The following is a 21,832-nucleotide window of genomic DNA, read 5'->3' as shown; positions in this document are numbered from 1 at the left end:
TCCCGGCCCGGTGGGCGGGCGCAGCGTCGCGGACCGCACCGGGGCAGGCACTGGTCCGACCTCTGTTCCCGCAGGTCAGAGGCCGCCTGTGACGCAGGTCTCGATCGTTATCCGACTGTGACGCCTACCAGTGGAGGTTTCTGGTCCGGAGCGGGTTCAATCCTCTCTACGGGTCGACGGAGACCCGGCGCCCCAACGGCGGGGCGATGACTGAGAGGCAGGTTGTCGATGTACAACGCGGAATCAGCACAGCAGGGGACGGGACCCTCCCGTCGGCATTTCATGGCGGTCACCGGAGCGCTCGGCGGCGCGGCCACGCTGGCCGCCTGCGGCGGCGCGACCGGCGGCGGTGACGGCGGGGGCGGAGCCTCCGGCGAGGAGCTCGTCGGCGTGGGCAACAACGGCGAGGCCGGCACGGGCCGCAGCGGCGAGGCGGCCGACCAGCTGTTCATCGCCGGCTTCCAGTGGAGCCCGCCCACCACCTTCAACACCTTCGCCGCGGCGCCGGCCTGGCCGGCCTCCGCGAACGTCGCCCAGTACATCTACGAGACCCTGCTGCGCTTCCACATCGTCTCCGGCGAGCTGCTGCCGGGCCTGGCGGCCTCCTACGAGGTCAACGGCACCGAGTCGATCACCCTCACGCTGCAGGACGGCATCACCTGGCACGACGGCAGCGAGTTCACCCCCGAGGACGTCATCTACACCTTCGAGCTGGGAAAGATCGACCCCGGTCTGGGCGTCGCCTCCTTCTGGAACGACGTGGATGAGCTCACCGCCGAGGGCAACACCCTCAACATCGCGATCAACCAGGAGCGCAAGAACGTGGGCGCGGTGCTGAACTCGCTGGCCACCCAGTTTATCGTCGCCAAGAGCCAGTTCGAGCAGGCCGTCGAGGAGTCCGGCGACTCGATCGCGGCGTGGGAGACCATGGAGCCGCTGGGCACCGGCCCGTTCACCCTCGAGCTCGCTGATCAGACTCAGATCATCCTGGCCCGTCACGAGGACTACTGGGGACAGGACTTCTACGGGGGCCTGCCCGCGATGACGAAGATCATCCATCCGATCTTCAAGTCAAACGAGGACGGCAACCTCAAGTTCCAGAACGGCGAGCTCGACGTGATGCAGCAGTTCGTCCCCCAGATCTGGAAGATGTGGGAGTCCGGCAAGCCGGTGGGCACCTACCTCCGGGAGGAGCCGTACTACACGCCCGGCTCGATGCCCATGCTGCTGATCAACACCACCAAGCCCGGCCTCGACGACCCGGCCGTGCGCAAGGCCCTCGCGCACGCGGTGGACTACGCTTCGATCGCGGAGACCGCGATGAGCGGCTACTCCTCCCAGGTGCTCGCCTCGCTGATCATCCCCGACGGCGCCGAGGACCAGTGGCTCGACCGCGACAAGGCCGCCGCCGACGGTTGGACCTTCGACGCCGCGAAGGCCGAGCAACTGCTGCAGGACGCCGGCTACGAGAAGGGCTCGGACGGCTTCTACGCCAAGGACGGCCAGAAGCTCGGTCCCTGGAAGCTCATCACCCCGCAGGGCTGGACCGACTGGAACGCGGCGCTCGAGATCGTCGCGAAGAACCTCCAGTCCATCGGTGTGGACGCGGCGACGAACTTCCCCCAGCAGGCACAGACCCAGTCCGCCATCCAGAACGGCGACTTCGACATGGCCTGCTGGTACGTGGCCGGCACCGGTCCCGCCACCCCGTGGCAGCGCTTCAGCGACGTGATGAGCAACGTGGACATGGCCCCCGCCGGCCAGACCGCCTATCGCAACTACGGCCGCTGGGAGAACGACGAGGTCAACGACCTGCTCACGGCCGCCTCCTCCGCCGCCGACGACGCCTCCAAGCTCGAGGCGCTCACCGCGCTGGACAATCTGTACCGCGCCGAGGTGCCGGCCTTCCCGCTGATGTACCGTCCGGACGAGTTCTTCGAGTTCAACGCCGGCAACTGGTCCAACTGGCCCGCGGAGGACAACGACTACGCCGCCCCGATGTTCCGCGGGGCCGGCAACCAGTGGATCTTCGAGCTGAAGAAGATCGGCGGCTGAGGTTCTCCCGTGAAACTCGGCCGCTACATCGCCCAGAAGACGGTGTGGTACGTGGTCGCGCTGGTGGCAGCAGTGAGTCTCAACTTCCTGCTGCCCCGGCTCGTCCCCGGCAACCCCGTCGACGTCATCGTCTCCAACCTCTCTCGCGGCGGCAGCGTCACGAGCGAGCAGCAGCAGCAGATCTACGAGAGCTACGTCCGCGAGTTCGGCCTCGACCAGTCGCTGTGGCAGCAGTTCCTCACCTACGTGGGCAAGGTCTTCACCGGGGATCTCGGGACCTCCTTCGCCTACTACCCGGCCTCGGTCAACGACCTGGTGGGGCAGGCCCTGCCCTGGTCGATCGCGGTGCAGCTGCCCGCGATCCTCATCGGCTGGATCCTCGGCAACGTGGTGGGCGCCATCGCCGCCTTCCGCGGCGGGAACTGGGACCGCTCGGTGTTCACCTCCGCGCTGTTCCTCTCCGCGATGCCGTACTACTGCCTCTCGATCATCCTGCTGTACGTGCTGGCCGTGGTCACCGGGTTCTTTCCCGTGGGCGGCGCGTACTCCCTGGGGCTCACCCCGGAGTTCTCCGCCGCCTTCCTCTGGGACGCGATCAGCTACTACTGGCTGCCGTTCCTGTCGCTGGTGATCGTGTTCATCGGCGGCCAGGCCGTGGGCATGCGTTCGATGGCCATCTACGAGCTGGGCGGCGACTACGTCAACTACGCCCGCGCGATGGGCATCAAGGACAACACGATCACGCAGTACATCTTCCGCAACGCGATGCTGCCGCAGATCACGGGCCTCGCGCTCGCGATCGGCACCCTCGTGGGCGGCGCGCTCATCACAGAGCTGGTGTTCAGCTACCCCGGTGTGGGCCTGCTGCTGTTCAACGCGATCGCCTCCAACGACTACCCCGTCATCCAGGCGATCACGCTGATCATCACCGTGGCCGTGCTGCTGGCGAACTTCGCCGTGGAGATCGTGTACGGCATCGTCGATCCGCGCATCCGCGCGGCCAAGTCCGGGGAGAAGTGAGATGAGCACCGTCAACACCTCCATGGCCGAGGAGACCATGGCCCCTCGGGCCAACCCTCTGCGCTCGTTCAACTTCTCCGGTCGGTTCTGGACGGCCCTGGTCCTGGTGGTCTTCGTGATCCTGCTGGGCCTGGCCGGCTTCGTGTACCCCACCGGTCCCGCGGAGAAGGTCGGCTCGCTCTACGACGCCCCGGGAGGCGGCCTGCTGCTGGGCACGGACAACTTCGGGCACGACGTGCTCGCCGTGCTCATGGCGGGCACCCGCACCTCGTTGATCATCGGGCTGGTGGCCGGGATCGTCGCCACCACCATCGGTGTCACGATCGGACTGGTCGCCGGCTACGTGGGCGGGTGGTTCGAGGAGCTCCTGATGGGCGTCACCAACGTGGTGCTCGCGATCCCCGCGATCGTGGTGCTGATCCTCATCTCAGTGTCCCTGCCGGAGAGCACCATCTGGTCGCTCGCGGTGGTCATCGGCATCACCTCCTGGCCGTGGACCGCCCGCGCCGTGCGCGCGCAGGCCTCGTCGGTCGCCACCCGCGAGCACATCGATGTGGCTCGGCTCTCCGGGGCGCGTCTGGGCGGGATCCTGGTCAAGGACGTCCTGCCGTACATCCTGTCCTACGCGGTGATGGCCTTCGTGCTGCAGGTCGCCGGTGCCATCCTCGCCGAGGCGGCGCTGTCGATGCTGGGCCTGGGCCCCTCGGGGGCGAACTCCCTGGGCACCCAGCTGCACTGGTCGCTCGCCTTCCAGGCGGTGGCCTCGGGGGCCTGGTGGGCGTTCCTCCCGCCCACCCTGGTGCTCACGCTCGTCTCCTTCGGCTTCCTGCTGCTGCAGGCCAGCCTCGACGAGGTGTTCAACCCCCGACTGCGGCGCGGCAAGCGGAAGCAGATGAAGCAGGCCGCCGCGCGTCGCGCCGAGGAGGCGCGTGCGCTCGCCGCACAGCAGGCCGCGCCCTCCGACTCCTCCCTTCCCACACGAGCAGGTGATCCCGCATGAGTGCGCTGCACGGCACACCGATCGCACCCGACGAGACCGGGTTGCTGGCCCGGGCCTCCGGCATCCGCTGCGTGTACGGCGGCGGGGAGAAGGACTTCACCGCGGTGGACGACGTCTCCGTCGAGCTGCGCGAGGGCGAGATCCTGGGTCTGGCCGGGGAGTCCGGCTGCGGGAAGACCACGCTCGGCAACGCCCTGGCGATGATCGCCACCCCGCCGCTGTACGTGCTCTCCGGCACGCTCGAGATCGACGGCGAGCAGATCGACCTCTCCACGTTGTCGATGGCCGATGTCAAGCGGCACCGGCCCTATCGGGGTCGCACGGTCGCGATGCTGCCCCAGGGGGCGATGAACTCGATCAGCCCCACCCTGCGGATCCGCAGCCTGGTGCGTGACGTGATGCGGGCGCACGATCCGCGCGTCTCCACCGACGAGGCCCTCGACCTCGCGCGGGAGCGGCTGACGATGCTGGACATGCCGGTGCGGGTGCTCGACTCCTACGCCCACCAGCTCTCCGGCGGGATGAAGCAGCGCATGATCACCGTGATCTCCACGCTGCAGAACCCCCGCCTGCTGATCGCCGACGAACCGACGTCGGCGCTGGACGTCTCCAGCCAGCGCATGCTGGTGGAGATGCTGCTGGAGATGGTGGAGCAGCGGATCATGTCCGGCGTGGTGTTCGTGACCCACGACCTCCCGGTGCTCTCCCAGATCTCCGACCGCCTGGCGATCATGAACTCCGGACAGATCGTGGAATCGGGCCCCACGAGGCAGCTCGTCGAGGATGCCCAGCACGACTACACCCGCACCCTGCTCTCCTCCGTGCTGGACCCCAGCCGGGAGACGCGGGAGCGGGGCAGGACCCGACGAGGCGGTGGCGCACACCCCGCGCCGGAGAGCGCGCCGGAGCAGGCAGCACGTCCCGACGAGAAGGAGGTGGGGACCCGATGACGCAGTCGCCGACCCCCGAGATGATCACCCGCAGCCGCAGCGACGGGGAGATCCTGCTCTCCTGCCGGAACGTGACGAAGGAGTTCTCCGTCGCGGGCAGCACCGTCGTGGCCGTGGACGATGTGAGCCTGGACTTCCCCGAGGCGAGCGTGCTCGCCGTGGTGGGGGAGTCCGGCTCGGGCAAGTCCACCCTGGCCCGGATGCTGCTGCGACTGATGCCGGTCACCTCCGGGACCATCACCTTCCGCGGCCAGGACGTCACCTCCCTGTCCGGGAAGGGGCTGCGGGAGTACTGGTCGGAGGTGCAGGCCGTGTTCCAGGATCCCTTCGCCTCCTTCAACCAGTTCTTCACCGTCGGCTCCCTGCTGCGGCGCAGCCTGGCGCTGGCCCAGGTGCCCAAGGACGAGGCGGACTCCCTCATCGAGACCTGCCTGGGCTACGTGAACATGAAGCCCAAGGACACGCTGGGTAAGTTCCCGCACCAGCTCTCCGGCGGTCAGCGCCAGCGGGTGATGGTGGCCCGGGCGCTGATGATGAAGCCGAAAGTGCTGCTCGCCGACGAGGCGACCAGCATGCTGGACGCGACACTGCGCGTGAACGTGCTCAACGTGCTCGACGACCTGCGCGCCGATCTGGGCCTCACCGTCCTGTTCATCACCCACGACATCGGCCAGGCCTGCTACCTGGCCGACCGGGTGGCGGTCATGGAGCGCGGCAAGGTGGTCGAGCGCGGCACCACGGAGGAGGTCATCTTCTCCCCGCAGGCCGAGTACACCCAGCGCCTCCTCGCCGACGTCCCCGATCTCCGCGGGAGCCTCAAGCGGTAGGGGACAGCAGCACGGAGAAGGTCTCCAGGGTGCGCTCCAGCTCCACGCTCGGCTCGAGCAGCCACTGGATCTGCAGGCCGTCGGACGCCGCAATGATCAGGGCCGCCATGTCGGCGGGCTCCACGTCATCGCGCACGCGCCCGGCGGCCTGCTCGTCGGCGAGCCGCTCGGTGAGCTCCTGGCGGATGCGGGCGAAGCGGTCGGTGAAGAACTCGTTGGTGGGCGACCCCTCCACCGCGAGGGAGGTCGCCACCAAGGTGGTGTACAGCTCCACCATCCCGGGCACGCCCACATTGATCATCGCGGCCTGCACCAGCACGTCCAGCGCGGACTCCGCGGAGTCGCCGCCGGTGTCCCTCTGCGACTCCGCCCGCGCGTACACGGCCACGAGCAGCTGCTCGCGGGAGTCGAAGTAGTGCAGCAGCGCGGCATGGGAGATGCCGATCGACTGGGCGATCGAGCGCAGGGACGTCCCGGCGGCTCCGCGCTCGCGGAAGGTCTCGATCGCGCGATCGAGGATCTCCTGCCGTCGGGCCACGCCCTTGCCGTACGAGCCCGCACGGCCGATCACCGCGCCGGATGGATTCTCCTGGCTGGTCATGACCCGATCGTAGCGAGCCTCGTCCGCGCGGGCGGGGGAATCGCCGGGCCGGGCCGGGGCGGTCGCCTCAGATGTCCCGGAAGGTCTCGATCCGGGCGCCGAGCCGGTTCAGCCGCTCGGCGAGGTCCTCGTAGCCGCGGTTGATCACGTACACGTTGCGCAGCACGGAGGTGCCCTTGGCCGCGAGCATCGCCAGCAGGATCACCACCGCCGGGCGCAGCGCCGGCGGGCACACCAGCTCCGCCCCGCTCCACCGGGTGGGCCCCTCGATGAGCACGCGGTGCGGATCCATCAGCTTCACGTTCGCCCCCAGCTTCGTGAGCTCGGTGAGATAGATCGCGCGGTTCTCGTACACCCAGTCGTGCAGCATCGTCTGCCCCTCCGCGGTCGCCGCGATCACGGCGAAGAACGGGAGGTTGTCGATGTTCAGGCCGGGGAAGGGCATCGGGTGGATCTTGTCGATCGGCGCCCGCAGCTGCGAGGGGTGGGTGGTGATGTCCACCAGGCGGGTGCGACCGTTCTCCGCCATGTACTCCTCGGAGCGGTCGTAGCGCAGGCCCATCTCCTCCAGCAGCGCCAGCTCGATCTCCATGAACTCGATCGGCACCCGGCGCACGGTGATGGAGGACCGGGTCACGATCGCGGCGGAGATCAGGCTCATCGCCTCGATCGGGTCCTCGCTGGGGGCGTACTCCACGTCGGTGGAGAGGTGGGCGCGCCCGCGCACGCGCAGGGTGGTGGTGCCGATCCCCTCGATCTGCACGCCGAGCTCCTCCAGGAAGAAGCACAGGTCCTGCACCATGTAGTTCGGGCTCGCATTGCGGATCACGGTCTCGCCCTCGCTGAGCGCGGCGGCGAGCAGGGCGTTCTCGGTGACGGTGTCGCCGCGCTCGGTGAGCACGATGGGCCGGCGCGGGCCGTCCACCGGCGTGGTGGTCGCCTGGTAGTGATGATCGGTGGCCACCACCTCGAGGCCGAAGTGGCGCAGGGCGGACATGTGCGGCTCGACGGTGCGCGTGCCCAGGTCGCACCCCCCGGCATAGGGGAGCTGGAAGCGGCCGGCGCGATGCAGCAGCGGGCCCAGGAACATGATGATCGACCGGGTGCGACGGGCGGCGGCCGCGTCGATCGAGGCGAGGTCCAGCGTGGCGGGCACCTGCAGCTCGAGGTCGTTCTCGGCGTTGAGCCAGGTGGCCTTCACGCCGATGGAGGTGAGCACCTCGAGCAGGCGGTTCACCTCCTCGATGCGGGCCACCTTGCGCAGCACGGTGGTGCCGGTGTTCAGCAGCGAGGCGCACAGCAGCGCCACGCCCGCGTTCTTCGAGGACTTCACGTCGATCGCGCCGGAGAGCGTGGTCTCGCCCTGCACCCGCAGGTGGCTGGGACCGGTGGTGCCCTTGCCCACGCCCACCAGCTCGGAGTCGAGGGTGGAGCCGATCCGGGAGAGGGTCTCCAGGGTGAGGTTCTGCTGACCCTTCTCGATGCGGTTCACCGCGCTCTGGCTGGTGCCCAGCTGGGTGGCGAGCTGAGCCTGGGTGAGCCCTGAGTGCTGGCGGGCGTCGCGGATGAGCGTCCCGATGCGGGCCAGGTAGTCCTCATGCACAGTCATGCCGTGACCGTAACTCACAGATGAGATATGTGCAGTTCGGGCGCGGTGCGGCGATCCTCACGTTGCGCCCGGGCGCCGCCTCGCGCTCACGCGGTGACCAGCACGGGGAGCCGCTCCACGAAACCGCCCACCCGGTAGGCGAGAGCCGGGTCATAGGGCTCCACGCGCAGCAGCATCCCGGCCTCCTCGGGGGTGCGGTCCGCCTTGCGGTTGTTGCACTCCTTGCACGCGCAGACCAGGTTCGTCCAGGTGGAGGGCCCGCCGCGGGAGACGGGCAGGATGTGGTCAACGGTGGCGAGCAGGGCCTCGCAGGCCGGGGTGCGGGAGACACTGCGGCCGCAGTAGGCGCAGCTCCAGTGATCGCGCTCGTGGACCGCTCGGTAGGAGAAGCCCACGGACCGCCGACCGGCGCCCTCCACCCAGGCCCCGCTGAGCTCGCGGGTCAGTTCGAGCGCGGTGGGCACGATCCTGTCTTCGATCAGCGTGAGCTCCACCGGGTCCGCCACCTCGCGGCGGATCATCCCGAAGGCGTGGCGCACGGTGGTGGTGTGCAGCAGCTCGCCGATGCGGGTCTCCGGGTCGTAGCCGCGGTTGTACACCTTCACCAGGGCCATCTCTGCACCTCCTCCCGTCTCGACGGGGCCGTCGCGCGGCCCGGGGCGGGAAGGGCTCGGGGGCCGAGCAGCTCCAGTCTCGCGGATCCGTGCGCGCACCACCAGCGAATTCTCGGCGGCGGCCGGGTTGCGGGCACATGGACCCCAGGCGACGCACTGTCTCCGCACCGGCGCCGTCGCAGCGCGCGCCCGTCCCGGCACCGCCTGAGGCATCCTGGGGACGTGACGGACGCGGACAGGGAGCAGCAGCGGCACGAGCGCGAGCTCGTGCTCACCGAGTACGCCGACGGACGCCTCGCCCACGCGGAGGACGCCGCCGTAGCCGAGGAGGTCCGCACCCTGGAGATCCTGCTGCGGCTGAAGGCCGAGGAGCTCTCCAGCCCCGAGCCGGGGCTGTGGACGCCGGAGCTCGCCGCCGCGCTGCTCACCGAGGTGCTGCCGCGCACGGTGGTGCAGCGGCGCGAGCAGGTGATAGATGTGATCCCGGCGCTGGTCCGCTTCGTGACCCACCTGCACGAGACGGGACGGTGGCATCCGGCCTCGCTCCCGGCCTCCGAGGCGCCCGGGATGCTGCGGGCCCTCGAGTTCGCGACCCTCGAGGCGGCCGACGACCCCTCGCGGCGCTCGTTCTCCACCAACGTCCTCGGCCACGGCCTGGCGCTCGGGGTGGACCTCGAGGACGAGACCGAGCTCGCCGCCTACCTGCACTGGTACGAGGAGCTCCCCGACGACGAGCGGCTCGCCCTCGGCGAGACCGGGATGCTGCCGCACCCCCGGCGGCCCTACGACCGCTCCGCGGCGCTGCGCGCGATCGCGGCGACGCGGCGGCAGGAGGCCCTCAGTCCCTGGTTCCTGCCGGATCACCGCGAGACCGCACGCCTGCTGGCCCGATCCGGGGACGCGCCGGCGGGCGATGACCCGGAGGCGGACGCCTTCGTGCAGCGGGCCCGGCTGCTGCGAGAGGTGGTGGGCGAGGGGAGGCCCGTCACGGCCACCGGTGCGCTGGGGCGCGCCGACAGCGCCCGCCTGCTGGCGAGGTTCGGGATCCCGGCGCGCGTGCGCAGCATGTGGGACCACCCGGAGATCGTCGGCCCCTGGGTGGCGCTGCGCGACGGGGGCTGGCTGGAGGTCTCCGCGGGCCGGGTGCGTCCGGCGCCGGGGCCGGTCCCCGCCGGCGACGGGTCGCCGGGGGAGGGGGAGACTCCCGCCGGGTTCGCCCAAGCGGTGCTCTCCACGCTGCTGCTGGGGCGGGCCGCGCGTGCGGTCGAGGACGGCGGCTTCCGGGGGATGCCGGACACGGCCGCGGCCCTGCTGGCCGCGTGCCGCGAGGAGGGGCTGGTGCGTCGGGACCCGTGGGATCCGCAGGAGCGGGTACCCGCGACGGCGCGCGAGGAGGTCGCGGCGCTGCGGCGCTGGGCCGAGGTGATCGCGGATCTCGACGCGCTGGTGGCGACGGGGGCGCTCACGCTGCAGGACCGGCGCTTCCGCGGCTCGCCCACGCTGCGCCGGGCCGTGCAGACGCTGCTGCGCGCCCGGGGATGAGGACGCCGCCCGGCCCCGCCGGCGACAGGGCCGGGACGGGGACGGGCGGCGAAGGGGGTGGCGTGACCGGTCAGCGCACTCCGCGCATGGCCCGGCCGACGGGCCGTGCGACCAGCAGCATCATGACACCGATCGCGATGGTCACGGCGCCGAGCGCGCCGAAGTACGCGACCTCGGTCTCCGCGGAGTAGAAGCTCGCCAGGGAGCCGGACAGCGCGGTGCCGAGCGCGACGGAGAGGTTGTACAGCGCCATCATCAGCACCGGGTAGGCGGCGGGGGCGAGCTTCGTGGCCAGCGACAGGCCCACGGGGGACAGCCACAGCTCACCCAGCGTCGCCACCACCATGATCATCGCGATCCACAGCACCGGGACGGCCACCACGGAGGCCATCGGGAGGAACAGCAGGAAGGCGGAGCCCATCAGGATGATGCCCACCCCGAACTTCGCGGGGGTGGTGGGCTGGCGGGTGCCGAGCCGGGTCCACAGCGCCGCCATCACGGGGGCGAGCACGATGATGAAGAACGGGTTCAGCGACTGCACCCAGGAGATCGGCATCTCCCAGCCCAGGATCTCGCGGTCCAGGCGGGTGTCCGAGTACAGGGTGATGACGGTGAACTGCTGCTGGAACAGGGCGAAGAACGCCGAGGTGCCGATGAACAGCGGGATGAACGCCACCACGCGGGAGCGCTCGTCGGCGTCGAGCTTCTTCGAGGTGAGCAGCAGCGCGAAGATCACCACAGCGCCCGCCACGGACAGACCGGCCACCACGGCGGCGAGGTTGCCCGCGTTCAGCACGCCGGTGAGCACCAGCACCAGCACGAGCGCCAGGACGCCCACCCCGATCCCGGCCCACAGCGGGTACTGCGACCGCGGCAGCGGGTCGGGGACCCTGTGCACGCTCGCCGGCAGGCCGCGACGCGTGGCCACGTACTGGATCAGGCCGATGGCCATGCCCACCGCGGCGAGGCCGAAGCCCAGGTGGAAGCCCCACATCTGCTGGGCGAGGCCGGTGATCAGCGGGCCCAGCAGGCCGCCGATGTTGATGCCCATGTAGTAGATCGAGAACCCGGCGTCGCGGCGCGGGTCGTCGCGGGAGTACAGGGAGCCCACCAGCGTCGCCGCGGTGGACTTCAGCCCGCCGGAGCCGACGCCCACCAGCAGCAGGCCGGCCAGGAGGCCGGGCACGCCGGGCACGAAGGCCAGGGCCAGGTGGCCCAGCATGATCATCGCGGCGCTGCCGAACAGCGTGCGCTCGGGGCCGAGCAGACGGTCCGAGACCAGGGCGCCCAGGATGGAGAACAGGTAGACCGAGCCGCCGTAGGCGCCGACGATCCCGAGGGCGGCGCCCTCGTCGATCCCGAGGCCGCCGTCGGTGGCGGCGAAGTACATGTAGATCGCGAGGATGCCCTGCATCCCGTAGAAGCTGAAGCGCTCCCAGAGTTCCACGCTGAACAGGTTCGCGAGCGGTCCGGGCTGGCCGAGGAAGGTGCGTCCGGAGGGGTTGTGGACGGCCTCGTCGCTCTCGTGGGCGACGGCGTCCGAGGCTGCTTGAGAATTCACGGGGAGCCATGCTGTGGCATGGGTCGCCCGGATCTCAACATGGGCGCGCCGGGTGTGACGCGTCAGTCGTCCCCGGCGGAGCGCACCGCGGGGGAGAGATCCGGCATCTCCTCGATCCCGAACTCGCGTGCGAGCACCCGGCGGGCCGCGTGCCAGCCGGACATTCCGTGCACCCCCGGGCCCGGGGGCGTGGCCTGCGAGCACAGGTACCAGGACGTCTCCCCGAGCCGGTACGGATCCCAGTGCGCGGTGGGGCGAGCGATCATGCCCGCCATGCTCACCCGCCCCATCGCGATGTCCCCGCCGATCAGGGCGGGATTGTGCTCCACCATCCGGGCGGCGGGAATGCCGCGGGAGGCCACCACGACGTCCCGGAAGCCCGGCGCGAAGCGTTCGATCTGCGCCGTAACGCGCTCGGTGGGGTCCGTGGGGTCCCCGGCGGGGACGTGCGCGTAGGCCCACAGCGGGCGCTGGCCGCCGGCGCGACGCGAGGGATCGGCCACGGAGGGGTCGCTGACCAGGGTCATCGGGCGCTGCGGGAAGCGGCCCGCCGCCACCTCGGCCTCCGCCTGCGCCATCTGGGCGCGGGTCCCGCCGAGGTGCTGGGTGCCGGCCCGGCCCACCTCCGCGTCCCGCCACGGCACCGGCCCGGAGAGCACGAAGTCCACCTTCGCCGCCGCGTTCCCGTGCGGGAAGCGGCGCAGCGCCCGCTCCAGGCGTGCCGGCAGACGGGAGCCGAGGATGTCCGCGGCGGCGCACGCGGGGGTGTCCAGCAGCACGGCGCGCGCCGCGGGGACGTCGCGCCAGCTGTGCACGTGGTGGTCGGTGCGGAGGCGGCCGCCGTGGGCCTCGAGGTCCGTCACCAGTGCGTCGACGAGGGACTGGGACCCGCCGACGGGCACCGGCCAGCCGATGCCGTGCGCGATCGTCCCCAGCAGGCCGGAGGTCGCCGCGAGGGCGGGGGAGGGCATCGTCCCGATCGCGTGCGCGGCGACGCCGCCGAGCAGGGCCCGGGCGCGCTCGGTGCGGAAGGGGAGGTTCCAGGCGGGAGTGCCCTGCATCGCCACCAGGGCGCCGAACAGCGGGGCGGCGGCGAGGGTGCGCGGTGTCCGCAGCGCCGCGGGCAGGGAGCGCTTGTCGCCGAGCGCCAGCTCGACCACGAGATCCTGATGGCGCGAGAGGGTGCCCAGCAGCGCCAGCCAGGCGCGGCCGTCGGCCCCGAGCCCGTCGGCGGTGCGCGCGACGTCGTGCCAGGCGATCGCGGCGGGCTCCTCGTCCAGCGGCTGGGCGTAGGAGGCCTCGGGGGCGACCGTGCGCACGCCGCGCGCACGGACGTCGAAGGCGGCGAAGAAGGGGCTGGCCAGCGCGAGCGGATGCACCGCCGAGCACAGGTCGTGCACGATCCCGGAGGCGAGCCCCAGATCGAGGGTGCGGGCGCCGCCGCCGATCGTGGGCTGGGACTCGAGCACCTCCACCGAGAGCCCGGCGCGGGCGAGCGTCACGGCGGCGGCCAGTCCGTTCGGGCCGGATCCGACCACCACGATGTCCACCTCGGGGGTCGGGTGCGCGCTCATGGCTCCAGCCTAGAGCAGTCTCACCGCAGCACTGGCGGGATTTACACAACGCCGATGTCGCGTAATGTGAGGGCATGCAGACCTCCACGGACACCGCCCGCCCCGCCGATGCCGCCGCGCGCCCTGCGCGCCCCGCCAAGCCCCAGGCGGTGCTGGAGGTCATCTCCAAGACCCGTCTCTCGCCCCGCCTGCTGCGGCTCACGCTGGGCGGCCCGGGGTACGAGGTGCTCCACCGCAACCACCACACGGATGCGTACGTGAAGTTCCTCCTCGCCGATCCCGCCTCGGGCCTCCGCCCGCCCTATGACATGGACACGCTGCGCGCCGAGCAGCCCGACCTGCTGCCCGCCCGCCGCACCTACACCGTGCGGCACTGGGACGATGCGCAGCAGCAGATCGACGTCGACGTGGTGCTGCACGGCGACGGCGAGGACAGCGGCATCGCCGCCCGCTGGGCCGACGAGGCCCAGCCCGGGGACCGGATCGCGATGATGGGCGCCGGCGGCGGCTACAGCCCCGAGGCGACCTCGCGCCGCCACCTGCTCATCGGCGACCACGCCGCGCTCCCCGCGATCGCCGCCGCGCTCGAGGCGATGGATCCGGCGGCCCGCGGCATGGCGCTGATCCACCTCGAGCACGAGGAGGATCGTCTCGCGCTCGCCCACCCCGAGGGCGTGGAGCTGCGCTGGGTGCTGGGCACCCGCGAGGACCTGGTGGCCGCCGTGCAGGGCCTGGACCTCTCCGACCACGAGGGGCTGCAGGTGTTCTGCCACGTGGAGCGAGGCGTCACCAAGCGGCTGCGGGCCGTGCTGGTGAAGGAGGCCGGGATCCCGCGCACGCAGATCTCGATCTCCGCCTACTGGGCGCTGGGACGCATCGAGGACCAGTTCCAGGCAGAGAAGCGCGAGCCCATCGGCGCGATCGACGACTGACGCTCCGGCGATGAGCACGCAGCAGAGCACCCCTCCGGCCGACGGGCTCGTCCGCGGCGACGACGGGCTGGTCCGGCCGGTGTGGGCCTCGGTCCACGACGACCTGCGCCGCTACTACGACACCGAATGGGGCATGCCCGTGCGGGACGAGCGCGGCGTGTTCGAACGTCTCGCCCTGGAGGGGTTCCAGTCAGGGCTCAGCTGGGCCACGATCCTGCGCCGCCGCGAGGGCTTCCGCCGCGCCTTCGCCGGCTTCGACGTCGAGACCGTGGCCCGGTTCGGGGCCGGAGAGGTGGAGCGGCTGCTCGAGGACACCTCGATCATCCGCCACCGCGGCAAGATCGAGGCCACCCTCGGCAACGCCCGGGCCGCGCTCGCCCTGCGCGACGAGCGCGGCCCCGGCACCACGCTCGCGGACCTCGTCTGGTCGTACCGGCCGGAGCGCACCCCCGGGCCGCGCACCGCCGCGGAGGTGCCCACGCAGAGCGCCGAGTCGGTCGCGCTGGCGAAGGAGCTCAAGCGGCGCGGCTTCCGCTTCGTGGGCCCCACCACGATGTTCGCGCTGATGGAGGCGATCGGCATCGTGGACACCCATCTGCTGGACTCCCACCGGCGCGGCACCTCAGGGGTGTGGAACGAGGACGGCACCCCCGCTCCGGGCGGCGCACAGGGCCACACTCCGTCATAGTGCTCGCCCCGGCCCGTGCCGCGGCCCGACGATGAGCGGGTCCGCAGGACGCACGGAGAGGGGACACGATGAGCACGGCAGGGATCCATGCAGGCTGGGACGCCGCCGAGGAGCGGCATCGCGCCCTCACGCCCCCGCTCCACACCGCGAGCGCCTATGCCCAGCCCTCTCACGCCGCGATGCGGGCGCTGTTCGCACGCCGCGCGGAGGGCTTCGCGTACTCCCGCTCCGGGAACCCCACCACCGCCGTGCTCGAGCAGCGCATCACCGCCCTCGAGGGCGGCATCGCGGCGATCGCCGTCGCCTCCGGTCAGGCCGCCACCACCATCGCCCTGTGTGCGCTCGCCGCACCGGGCGGGCACGTGGTCGCCTCCTCCCGGCTCTACGGCGGCACGATCGAGCTCCTCGACGACACCCTCGCGGACTTCGGCGTGACCTGCACCTTCGTGGACCCGTGGGATCTCGACGCCTGGGAGGCGGCGTTCACCGGGAGCACCCGCGCCGCGCTCGTGGAGTCGATCGCGAACCCCGGCGCACAGCTGGTGGACCTGCCGGCGCTCAGCGCCCGCGCCCATGCCCGCGGGGTGCCCGTGGTGGTCGACTCCACGCTCGCCACTCCCGCCCTGTACCGACCCGGCGACCACGGCGCCGACGTGGTCGTCCACTCCGCCACCAAGTACCTGTGCGGGCACGGCACCGCGATGGCCGGGCTGATCGTGGACACCGGCCGCTTCGACCCGCGCCGATGTCCCGCGCGCTGGCCTCGGCTCACCACGCCCAGCCGGCGCTTCGGCGTCACCTTCGCGCACGAGTACGACCGCGGCGGCTCCGGAATGCTCGCCCACGCGCGCGCCCAATACGTCACCGACTTCGGCACCGCCCTGCCCGCCGCCAGCGCCCAGCAGATCCTGGTGGGCATCGAGACGCTGGACCTGCGCATGCGGCGCATCAGCGCCGACGCGCGCACCCTCGCGCTGCGGCTCGCCGACAGGCCGGAGGTGCGGCGGGTGGAGCATCCCGCCGTGCCCGGCCGCCCCGACGCCCACCTCGCCGCGCGGGACTTCCCGCACGGCACCGCCGGAGTGTTCTCCCTGGACCTCGCCGGGGGAGAGGCCGCCGCGGAGGCGTTCTGCGACGCGCTGCAGCTGTGGTCCCTCGCCGTGAACATCGGGGACGCCCGCTCCCTGGTGTGCCATCCCGCGACCACCACCCACAGCCACCTCACCGAGACGCAGCGTGCGCACTGCGGCGTGGGGCCCGGGACCGTGCGCCTCAGCGTGGGGCTCGAGGACCTCGAGGACCTCTGGGCCGATCTGGCGCAGGCCCTGGCCGTCGCGGCGTCCCGGCAGGAGCCGGCCCGCGCGGCGTGAGACCGGTCGCTCCGGGGAACATCCGCGGCGCGGCCGCGTTGCGAGGGGCATGGACACGGACGTGCGCACCGCCGACGTGGTGGTGATCGGGGCAGGACAGGCCGGGCTCTCCGCCGCCCACCACCTGCGCCGCCGCGGCGTGGAGTCCACGGTGGTGCTCGACGCGGAGGACGGGCCGGGCGGGGCATGGCGGCACCGCTGGGACGGTCTCACCATGGCCACGGTCAATGGGATCCGCGAACTGCCCGGCATGCCCGCCCCCGTCGCCGCGGACCACGAGCCCGCGCACCGCGCCGTCCCCGCGTACTTCGCCGCGTTCGAGCGGCGCACGGGCCTCGAGATCGAGCGTCCCGTGCGCGTCACCCTGGTCGAGGACGATCCGTCGGCCGAGCGCTCGGGAACGTCCACGCCCGCACCGGCGCCGCTGCTGGTCCGCTCCGTCGGCGCCGACGGCTCCCCGCGCACGCCGGTGCGCACCCGCGCCGTGCTGAACGCCACCGGCACCTGGACCCGGCCGTTCGTGCCCGCCGTGCCCGGTGCGGCGCAGTTCCGCGGCCGTCAGCTGCACACCGCGCAGTACCCTCGTGCCGAGGACTTCGCCGGGCAGCGGGTGGGGATCGTGGGCGGCGGGATCAGCGCCCTGGACCACCTGCTCGCGCTCGGTGCGGTGGCCGAGACGTTCTGGTACACGCGCCGCGAGCCCGAGTTCCGCGATGCCGAGTTCGACACCGAGGCCGGGAGAGCGGCCGTGGCCGGGGTGCGGGAGAGGGTGGAGCAGGGACTGCCCGTGCGCAGCGTGGTCTCCGCCACCGGCCTGGTGCGGACCCCCGCGCTGCGCGAGGCCGAGCGTCACGGGCTGCTCGAGCGCCGCCCGATGTTCACGGCTCTCACCCCGTCCGGCGTGCGCGAGGCGGACGGCGCCCACACCGCCCTGGACGCGCTGGTGTGGGCCACCGGATTCCGCCCCGAGCTGCGCCACCTGCGACGCCTGGGACTGCACACCCGCCACGGCGGGATCACGATGGACGGCACCGCCGTCGCCGCGGACCCGCGGATCCACCTGCTCGGCTACGGCCCCAGCGCCTCCACCATCGGTGCGAACCGGGCCGGCAGGGCGGCCGTGCACCGTGTGCTCGCGGACCTGTTCCCCCGCAGCGCCGCCGCCTAGTCTGGAGCCATGACGAGCACCCCCGCCCCGCTGCCGCCGCTGCCCGAGGAGGGGATCGAGCGCGTGCTCTGCGTGGTGGCGCACCCCGACGACATGGAGTACGCCACCTCCGCCGCCGTCGCCGCCTGGACGGAGGCGGGCATCGCCGTGACCTACCTGCTGCTCACCCGCGGCGAGGCCGGGATGGCCGCACCGCCCGAGGAGGTGGGCCCGCTGCGGGAGCGCGAGCAGCGCGAGGCCTGCTCCCGGGTGGGAGTGCAGGACCTGCGATACCTCGAGCATCCCGACGGGATGCTCGAGGGCAGCCTCGCCCTGCGGCGCGACATCGCCCGTGCGGTGCGGCAGGTGAGGCCCCAGCTGGTGCTCACCGCGAACTTCGAGGTGGAGGCGTACGGCGGGCTGAACCAAGCCGATCACCGCATCGCGGGCCTGGCCGTCGCGGACGGCACCCGCGACGCCGCCAACCCCTGGGTGTTCCGCGAGCTGCGCGAGCGCGAGGGACTCGACGCCTGGCGCGCCCCCGCCCTCGCGATCGCCGGGCATCCGGCACCCACCCACGCCAAGCCCGTCGCCCCCGCGCACGTGCAGGCCGCCGTCGACTCCCTGCGCGCCCACGCGGCCTACCTCGCCCACGTCGAGGGACACCCGCTGCCCGAGGAGTTCATCCCGGAGATCCTGCGCGGCGGCGGCGCGGCCGCCGGCACCGCGCACGCCGTGGCGCTGCGGGTGCACTCGCTCTGAGACTGCCCCCGCACCGCCCCGACCGGTCGGTCGTGGACGATTGCCGGTGCTCAGCGCCCGCCCCTACGGTGGAACGTCAGGCAGGACCCGTCCACGGAGGGAGTCTCCACCATGACCGCCACCACCCACGACCGCCTCGACCTCGCACAGGTGGACGAGCTCGCCGCCCAGCTGCGCGTGGACTCGATCCGCTCCTCGACCAGCGCCGGCTCCGGCCACCCCACCTCGAGCCTCTCCGCCGCCGACCTCCTCGCCACGCTCATGTCGCGCCATCTGCGCTACGACTGGGACCACCCGGACGCCCCCGGCAACGACCACCTGGTGCTCTCCAAGGGGCACGCCTCCCCGCTGCTGTACTCGGCGTACAAGGCCGCCGGCGTGATCGACGACGCGGAGCTCATGCAGGGCTACCGCCGCGTCGACCAGCGGCTCGAGGGGCACCCCACCCCGGTGTTGCCCTGGGTGGACGTGGCCACCGGCTCGCTGGGACAGGGACTGCCCAATGCGGTGGGCATCGCCCTGGCAGGAGCCCGCCTCGAGCACGCGCCCTACCGCGTGTGGGTGCTTACCGGGGACAGCGAGCTCGCCGAGGGGTCGATGTGGGAGGCGCTGGCCACCGCCTCCCACTACGGCCTCACCGGCCTGATCACCCTGGTGGACGTGAACCGGCTGGGCCAGCGCGGCGAGACCGCGCTGGGACATGACATGGACACCTACGCCGCCCGCGTCGAGGCCTTCGGCGCCGAGGCCGTGATCATCGACGGCCACGACATCGCGCAGATCGACGAGGCGCTGGCCCGCGCCGACGGCCCGCTGGACCGCCCGCTGGTGATCCTCGCCCGCACCGTCAAGGGGAAGGGCGTCCCCGAGGTCGAGGACCAGGACGGCTGGCATGGCAAGCCGCTGCCCGAGCAGACCGCGACGAGCGCGATCGCGGCGCTCGGCGGCGAGCGCTCGCTGCAGGTGCGCGGCCCGATGCCGCCCGCGGCGGAGCCCGTGGAGCACGCCCCGCGCGGCGCCGTCGAGCTGCCCGCCTTCACGGTGGGGGAGGAGATCGCGACCCGCAAGGCGTACGGCCCGGCGCTGACGGCGCTCGCCGACGCTGATCCCCGCGTGGTAGCCCTGGACGGCGAGGTCTCGAACTCCAGCGGCGTGGCGGACTTCGTCGAGGCGCACCCGGAGCGGTTCTTCGAGATGTTCATCGCCGAGCAGCAGATGGTCGCCGCGGCGACCGGTCTGGCCACGCGCGGCTACCTCGCCTACGCCTCCACCTTCGCGGCCTTCCTCACCCGGGCCGCGGACTTCCTGCGCATGGCGCCGATCTCCCGGGTGGACCTGCGCCTGGTCGGCTCCCACGCCGGGGTGGAGATCGGCGCGGACGGCCCCTCCCAGATGGGCCTGGAGGACCTCGCGATGCTCACCGCCACGCAGGGCTCCACCGTGCTGTACCCCAGCGACGCGACCGCGGCCGCGAAGCTGGTGGTGGAGATGGCGGACGTGGACGGCGTGAGCTACCTGCGCACCACCCGCGGCGGGTATCCGGTGCTCTACGGGGCCGACGAGACCTTCCCCGTGGGCGGGTCCAAGACCCTGCGCCGCAGCGACCAGGACGCCGTCACCCTCATCGGGGCGGGGGTCACGCTGCACGAGGCGCTCGCCGCGGCGGACGCCCTGGCCGAGGACGGCATCCACGCCCGCGTGATCGACGCCTACTCGATCAAGCCGATCGACGCCGAGACACTCCGCGAGGCCGCCGCCGCGACCGGCGGGCGCGTGGTGGTGGCGGAGGACCACCACGCCGAGGGCGGGCTCGGCGCCGCGGTGCTCGCCGCCCTGGCGAAGGAGCCGATCACCGATCTGTACCTGCAGCACCTGGCCGTGGACGGGGTGCCGGGCTCCGGCACCTCCCGGGAGCTGCTGTCCTGGGCGGGGATCGACGCCGCCCACATCGCCGAGGCGGCGCGCCGGGCCCTCGAGGGCTGACTGCCGCGACCACCGGGGCCACCGGCCCGACACACGGCGGAGGGGGCACCCACCCACAGGCGGGTGCCCCCTCCGTCGTGCGTCCCGGCGCCGTGCGGGACCGGGGACCGTGCCCCGTCAGCCGCGGCGCGAGGAGCGCGAGAGGCGCAGGGAGTCCATGTCCTCGAGCTCGCGATCCTTCGTCTCCGGCACCCACAGGTACACGAACACCAGGCTCAGCGCCGCGAAGCCGGCGTAGAGGCCGTAGGCGAAGGTCAGCCCGATGTCCGAGAGCGTGGGGAAGGAGGCGGAGACCGCCCAGTTCGCCGCCCACTGCGCGGCCGCCGCCACCGCCAGGGCGGAGGCGCGGATCCGGTTGGGGAAGATCTCGCCCAGCAGCACCCACACCAGCGGGCCCCACGTGGTGCCGAAGAACATCACGAAGGCGTTGGCGGCGATCAGCGCGACGGTGGACCACGGATCGGGCAGGGACACCGACCCGTCGGCCCCGGCCTGGCCGAAGGAGAAGGCGAGCGCCATCAGCGCCAGCGACACCGCCATGCCGGCCGACCCCACCAGCAGCATCACGCGCCGTCCCACGCGATCCACCAGCAGGATCGCGATGATGGTCGCGACGATGTTCATCACCGAGGTGAACGTGCTGGTGAGCAGCGCCTGGGACTCGTCGAAGCCGACGGACTGCCACAGCGTGGTGGAGTAGTAGAAGATGACGTTGATGCCCACCAGCTGCTGGAACAGCGAGAGCAGGATGCCCAGCCACACGATGGGCTTCAGGCCGAAGCGCTCCCCGACCAGGTCGCGCAGGCTCTCGGTGTCCTCGCGCTCGAGCGTTGTGCGGATCTGCTCGATCTTCAGGTTCACATCCGGCTCGCCGGTGTAGTCGTAGAGCACCTTCGAGGCGCGGTCCACCTCGCCGCGACGGATCAGGTAGCGGGGCGACTCCGGCAGGAACAGCGCCATCCCGCCGTAGACCGCCGCCGGCACCGCCTCGATCATGAACATCCAGCGCCACGCCGAGACCCCGAACCAGAAGGTCTCCGCGGATCCGCCGGCCGTGGTCGCGATCAGGGCGTTCGAGAGCAGGGCCACGAAGATGCCCAGCACGATCGCGAGCTGCTGCAGGGAGCCCAGGCGCCCGCGGAACTTCGCCGGGGCCACCTCGGCGATGTAGGCCGGGGCGATGACGCTCGCGGCGCCCACGCCCAGACCGCCCACCACGCGCCACACGATGAGGTCCCACACCCCGAACGCCAGCCCGGAGCCGATCGCGGAGACGAAGAACAGCGCCGCCGCGATCACCATCACCGGGATGCGCCCGAAGCGGTTGGCGAGGGAGCCGGCGAACCAGGCGCCCACGGCGCAGCCCAGCAGGGCGGAGGAGACCGCGAAGCCGGTGAGACCGGCCCCCAGGGAGAACTCGTCCGAGAGCGCGTTGACCGCGCCGTTGATCACCGAGGTGTCGAAGCCGAATAGGAACCCGCCCACCGCCGCGGCGATCGAGATCCCCACGACCTTGGCGTTCAGGCGCTGGGTGGGTGCAGGCCCTGCACCGGCAGAAGCAGAGGATGTGGACATGACGGAACCGCCTCCTTGTCGA

The 21,832-nt window shown here is 72.1% G+C and carries 18 protein-coding genes; 12 read left to right on the top strand and 6 right to left on the bottom strand.

Annotated features, from left to right (window positions below):
* Positions 1–282 precede the first annotated feature (282 nt).
* The 5 genes from DWV08_RS06260 to DWV08_RS06240 are packed head-to-tail and all read left to right on the top strand — an operon-like array spanning position 283 to position 5,852.
* A complete protein-coding gene (locus tag DWV08_RS06260) occupies positions 283–2,055 on the top strand; it encodes an ABC transporter substrate-binding protein (RefSeq protein ID WP_241237376.1) in 1,773 nt (590 codons plus the stop codon).
* Positions 2,056–2,064: 9 nt separating this feature from the next.
* Positions 2,065–3,075: an ABC transporter permease gene (locus DWV08_RS06255; RefSeq protein ID WP_115413011.1), complete on the top strand. Its 1,011-nt coding sequence runs from the start codon at positions 2,065–2,067 to the stop codon at positions 3,073–3,075.
* A 1-nt stretch (position 3,076) separates the two neighbouring features.
* A complete protein-coding gene (locus DWV08_RS06250; protein ID WP_115413010.1) occupies positions 3,077–4,075 on the top strand; it encodes an ABC transporter permease in 999 nt (332 codons plus the stop codon).
* On the top strand, positions 4,072–5,025 hold the full coding sequence (locus tag DWV08_RS06245) for an ATP-binding cassette domain-containing protein (protein WP_115413009.1): 954 nt from the start codon (positions 4,072–4,074) through the stop codon (positions 5,023–5,025). Before DWV08_RS06250 ends, DWV08_RS06245 begins: the two co-directional genes overlap by 4 nt.
* On the top strand, positions 5,022–5,852 hold the full coding sequence (locus DWV08_RS06240; protein ID WP_115413008.1) for an ABC transporter ATP-binding protein: 831 nt from the start codon (positions 5,022–5,024) through the stop codon (positions 5,850–5,852). The genes DWV08_RS06245 and DWV08_RS06240 overlap by 4 nt, the downstream gene beginning before the upstream one ends.
* On the opposite strand, the gene DWV08_RS06235 is transcribed toward DWV08_RS06240, so the two are convergent.
* The 3 genes from DWV08_RS06235 to DWV08_RS06225 all read right to left on the bottom strand — a co-directional run bounded on the left by DWV08_RS06235 (position 5,842) and on the right by DWV08_RS06225 (position 8,676).
* Positions 5,842–6,453, bottom strand: a complete 612-nt coding sequence (locus tag DWV08_RS06235; RefSeq protein WP_115413007.1) for a TetR/AcrR family transcriptional regulator — start codon at positions 6,451–6,453, stop codon at positions 5,842–5,844. The two genes, DWV08_RS06240 and DWV08_RS06235, sit on opposite strands and share 11 nt — an antisense overlap.
* 67 nt (positions 6,454–6,520) lie before the next feature.
* Positions 6,521–8,062: a UDP-N-acetylglucosamine 1-carboxyvinyltransferase gene (locus tag DWV08_RS06230; RefSeq protein ID WP_162801511.1), complete on the bottom strand. Its 1,542-nt coding sequence runs from the start codon at positions 8,060–8,062 to the stop codon at positions 6,521–6,523.
* An 86-nt stretch (positions 8,063–8,148) separates the two neighbouring features.
* Positions 8,149–8,676 (bottom strand): HNH endonuclease, encoded by a 528-nt coding sequence (locus DWV08_RS06225; RefSeq protein ID WP_115413005.1) that lies wholly within the window; start codon positions 8,674–8,676, stop codon positions 8,149–8,151.
* Between the two features lie 222 nt (positions 8,677–8,898).
* Here DWV08_RS06225 and DWV08_RS06220 point away from each other — a divergent pair, with 222 nt between their 5' ends.
* Positions 8,899–10,218, top strand: a complete 1,320-nt coding sequence (locus tag DWV08_RS06220; protein ID WP_115413004.1) for a hypothetical protein — start codon at positions 8,899–8,901, stop codon at positions 10,216–10,218.
* 70 nt (positions 10,219–10,288) lie between these two features.
* Here the strand turns inward: DWV08_RS06220 and DWV08_RS06215 are convergent, their stop codons facing one another.
* Together DWV08_RS06215 and DWV08_RS06210 are read right to left on the bottom strand one after the other, a co-directional pair.
* The gene (locus DWV08_RS06215; RefSeq protein WP_164740397.1) at positions 10,289–11,779 is read right to left on the bottom strand and encodes a peptide MFS transporter; all 1,491 of its coding nucleotides are present in this window, start codon (positions 11,777–11,779) and stop codon (positions 10,289–10,291) included.
* A gap of 62 nt (positions 11,780–11,841) precedes the next feature.
* The gene (locus DWV08_RS06210; protein WP_115413003.1) at positions 11,842–13,353 is read right to left on the bottom strand and encodes a phytoene desaturase family protein; all 1,512 of its coding nucleotides are present in this window, start codon (positions 13,351–13,353) and stop codon (positions 11,842–11,844) included.
* Positions 13,354–13,427: 74 nt separating this feature from the next.
* Here DWV08_RS06210 and DWV08_RS06205 point away from each other — a divergent pair, with 74 nt between their 5' ends.
* The 6 genes from DWV08_RS06205 to DWV08_RS06180 all read left to right on the top strand — a co-directional run bounded on the left by DWV08_RS06205 (position 13,428) and on the right by DWV08_RS06180 (position 20,235).
* Complete coding sequence (locus DWV08_RS06205; RefSeq protein ID WP_115413002.1) at positions 13,428–14,285, top strand: siderophore-interacting protein; 858 nt, start codon at positions 13,428–13,430, stop codon at positions 14,283–14,285.
* 10 nt (positions 14,286–14,295) lie between these two features.
* Complete coding sequence (locus tag DWV08_RS06200) at positions 14,296–14,973, top strand: DNA-3-methyladenine glycosylase I (protein WP_115413001.1); 678 nt, start codon at positions 14,296–14,298, stop codon at positions 14,971–14,973.
* Positions 14,974–15,041: 68 nt separating this feature from the next.
* Positions 15,042–16,343 (top strand): O-acetylhomoserine aminocarboxypropyltransferase/cysteine synthase family protein, encoded by a 1,302-nt coding sequence (locus tag DWV08_RS06195; protein ID WP_115413000.1) that lies wholly within the window; start codon positions 15,042–15,044, stop codon positions 16,341–16,343.
* A gap of 49 nt (positions 16,344–16,392) precedes the next feature.
* Positions 16,393–17,511 carry an FAD-dependent oxidoreductase gene (locus tag DWV08_RS06190; protein WP_115412999.1) on the top strand — a complete coding sequence of 373 codons (1,119 nt, stop codon included), beginning with the start codon at positions 16,393–16,395 and terminating at the stop codon, positions 17,509–17,511.
* A gap of 9 nt (positions 17,512–17,520) precedes the next feature.
* Positions 17,521–18,252, top strand: coding sequence for a PIG-L deacetylase family protein (locus DWV08_RS06185; protein ID WP_115412998.1), 732 nt, complete (start codon positions 17,521–17,523; stop codon positions 18,250–18,252).
* A 111-nt stretch (positions 18,253–18,363) separates the two neighbouring features.
* Positions 18,364–20,235 carry a transketolase gene (locus DWV08_RS06180; RefSeq protein WP_115412997.1) on the top strand — a complete coding sequence of 624 codons (1,872 nt, stop codon included), beginning with the start codon at positions 18,364–18,366 and terminating at the stop codon, positions 20,233–20,235.
* 117 nt (positions 20,236–20,352) lie between these two features.
* Here DWV08_RS06180 and DWV08_RS06175 read toward each other — a convergent pair whose 3' ends face one another.
* Entirely contained in the window at positions 20,353–21,810 is a 1,458-nt protein-coding gene (locus DWV08_RS06175) for a sugar porter family MFS transporter (RefSeq protein ID WP_115412996.1), read from the bottom strand.
* Positions 21,811–21,832: the final 22 nt, after the last annotated feature.

Origin of the sequence: Brachybacterium saurashtrense, assembly GCF_003355475.1 — a bacterium.
GTDB classification, from domain to species: domain Bacteria; phylum Actinomycetota; class Actinomycetes; order Actinomycetales; family Dermabacteraceae; genus Brachybacterium; species Brachybacterium saurashtrense.
The sequence above is the reverse complement of the archived record's forward strand: the minus strand, read 5'-3'. Positions and strand labels throughout refer to the sequence as shown.

Coding starts and splice junctions, on each gene's coding strand:
- DWV08_RS06260 (WP_241237376.1), top strand. CDS start 283: ATGGCGGTCACCGGAGCGCTCGGCGGCGCGGCCACGCTGGCCGCCTGC.
- DWV08_RS06175 (WP_115412996.1), bottom strand. CDS start 21,810: ATGTCCACATCCTCTGCTTCTGCCGGTGCAGGGCCTGCACCCACCCAG.
- DWV08_RS06230 (WP_162801511.1), bottom strand. CDS start 8,062: ATGACTGTGCATGAGGACTACCTGGCCCGCATCGGGACGCTCATCCGC.
- DWV08_RS06190 (WP_115412999.1), top strand. CDS start 16,393: ATGGACACGGACGTGCGCACCGCCGACGTGGTGGTGATCGGGGCAGGA.
- DWV08_RS06210 (WP_115413003.1), bottom strand. CDS start 13,353: ATGAGCGCGCACCCGACCCCCGAGGTGGACATCGTGGTGGTCGGATCC.
- DWV08_RS06235 (WP_115413007.1), bottom strand. CDS start 6,453: ATGACCAGCCAGGAGAATCCATCCGGCGCGGTGATCGGCCGTGCGGGC.
- DWV08_RS06240 (WP_115413008.1), top strand. CDS start 5,022: ATGACGCAGTCGCCGACCCCCGAGATGATCACCCGCAGCCGCAGCGAC.
- DWV08_RS06250 (WP_115413010.1), top strand. CDS start 3,077: ATGAGCACCGTCAACACCTCCATGGCCGAGGAGACCATGGCCCCTCGG.
- DWV08_RS06200 (WP_115413001.1), top strand. CDS start 14,296: ATGAGCACGCAGCAGAGCACCCCTCCGGCCGACGGGCTCGTCCGCGGC.
- DWV08_RS06205 (WP_115413002.1), top strand. CDS start 13,428: ATGCAGACCTCCACGGACACCGCCCGCCCCGCCGATGCCGCCGCGCGC.
- DWV08_RS06195 (WP_115413000.1), top strand. CDS start 15,042: ATGAGCACGGCAGGGATCCATGCAGGCTGGGACGCCGCCGAGGAGCGG.
- DWV08_RS06225 (WP_115413005.1), bottom strand. CDS start 8,676: ATGGCCCTGGTGAAGGTGTACAACCGCGGCTACGACCCGGAGACCCGC.
- DWV08_RS06245 (WP_115413009.1), top strand. CDS start 4,072: ATGAGTGCGCTGCACGGCACACCGATCGCACCCGACGAGACCGGGTTG.
- DWV08_RS06185 (WP_115412998.1), top strand. CDS start 17,521: ATGACGAGCACCCCCGCCCCGCTGCCGCCGCTGCCCGAGGAGGGGATC.
- DWV08_RS06180 (WP_115412997.1), top strand. CDS start 18,364: ATGACCGCCACCACCCACGACCGCCTCGACCTCGCACAGGTGGACGAG.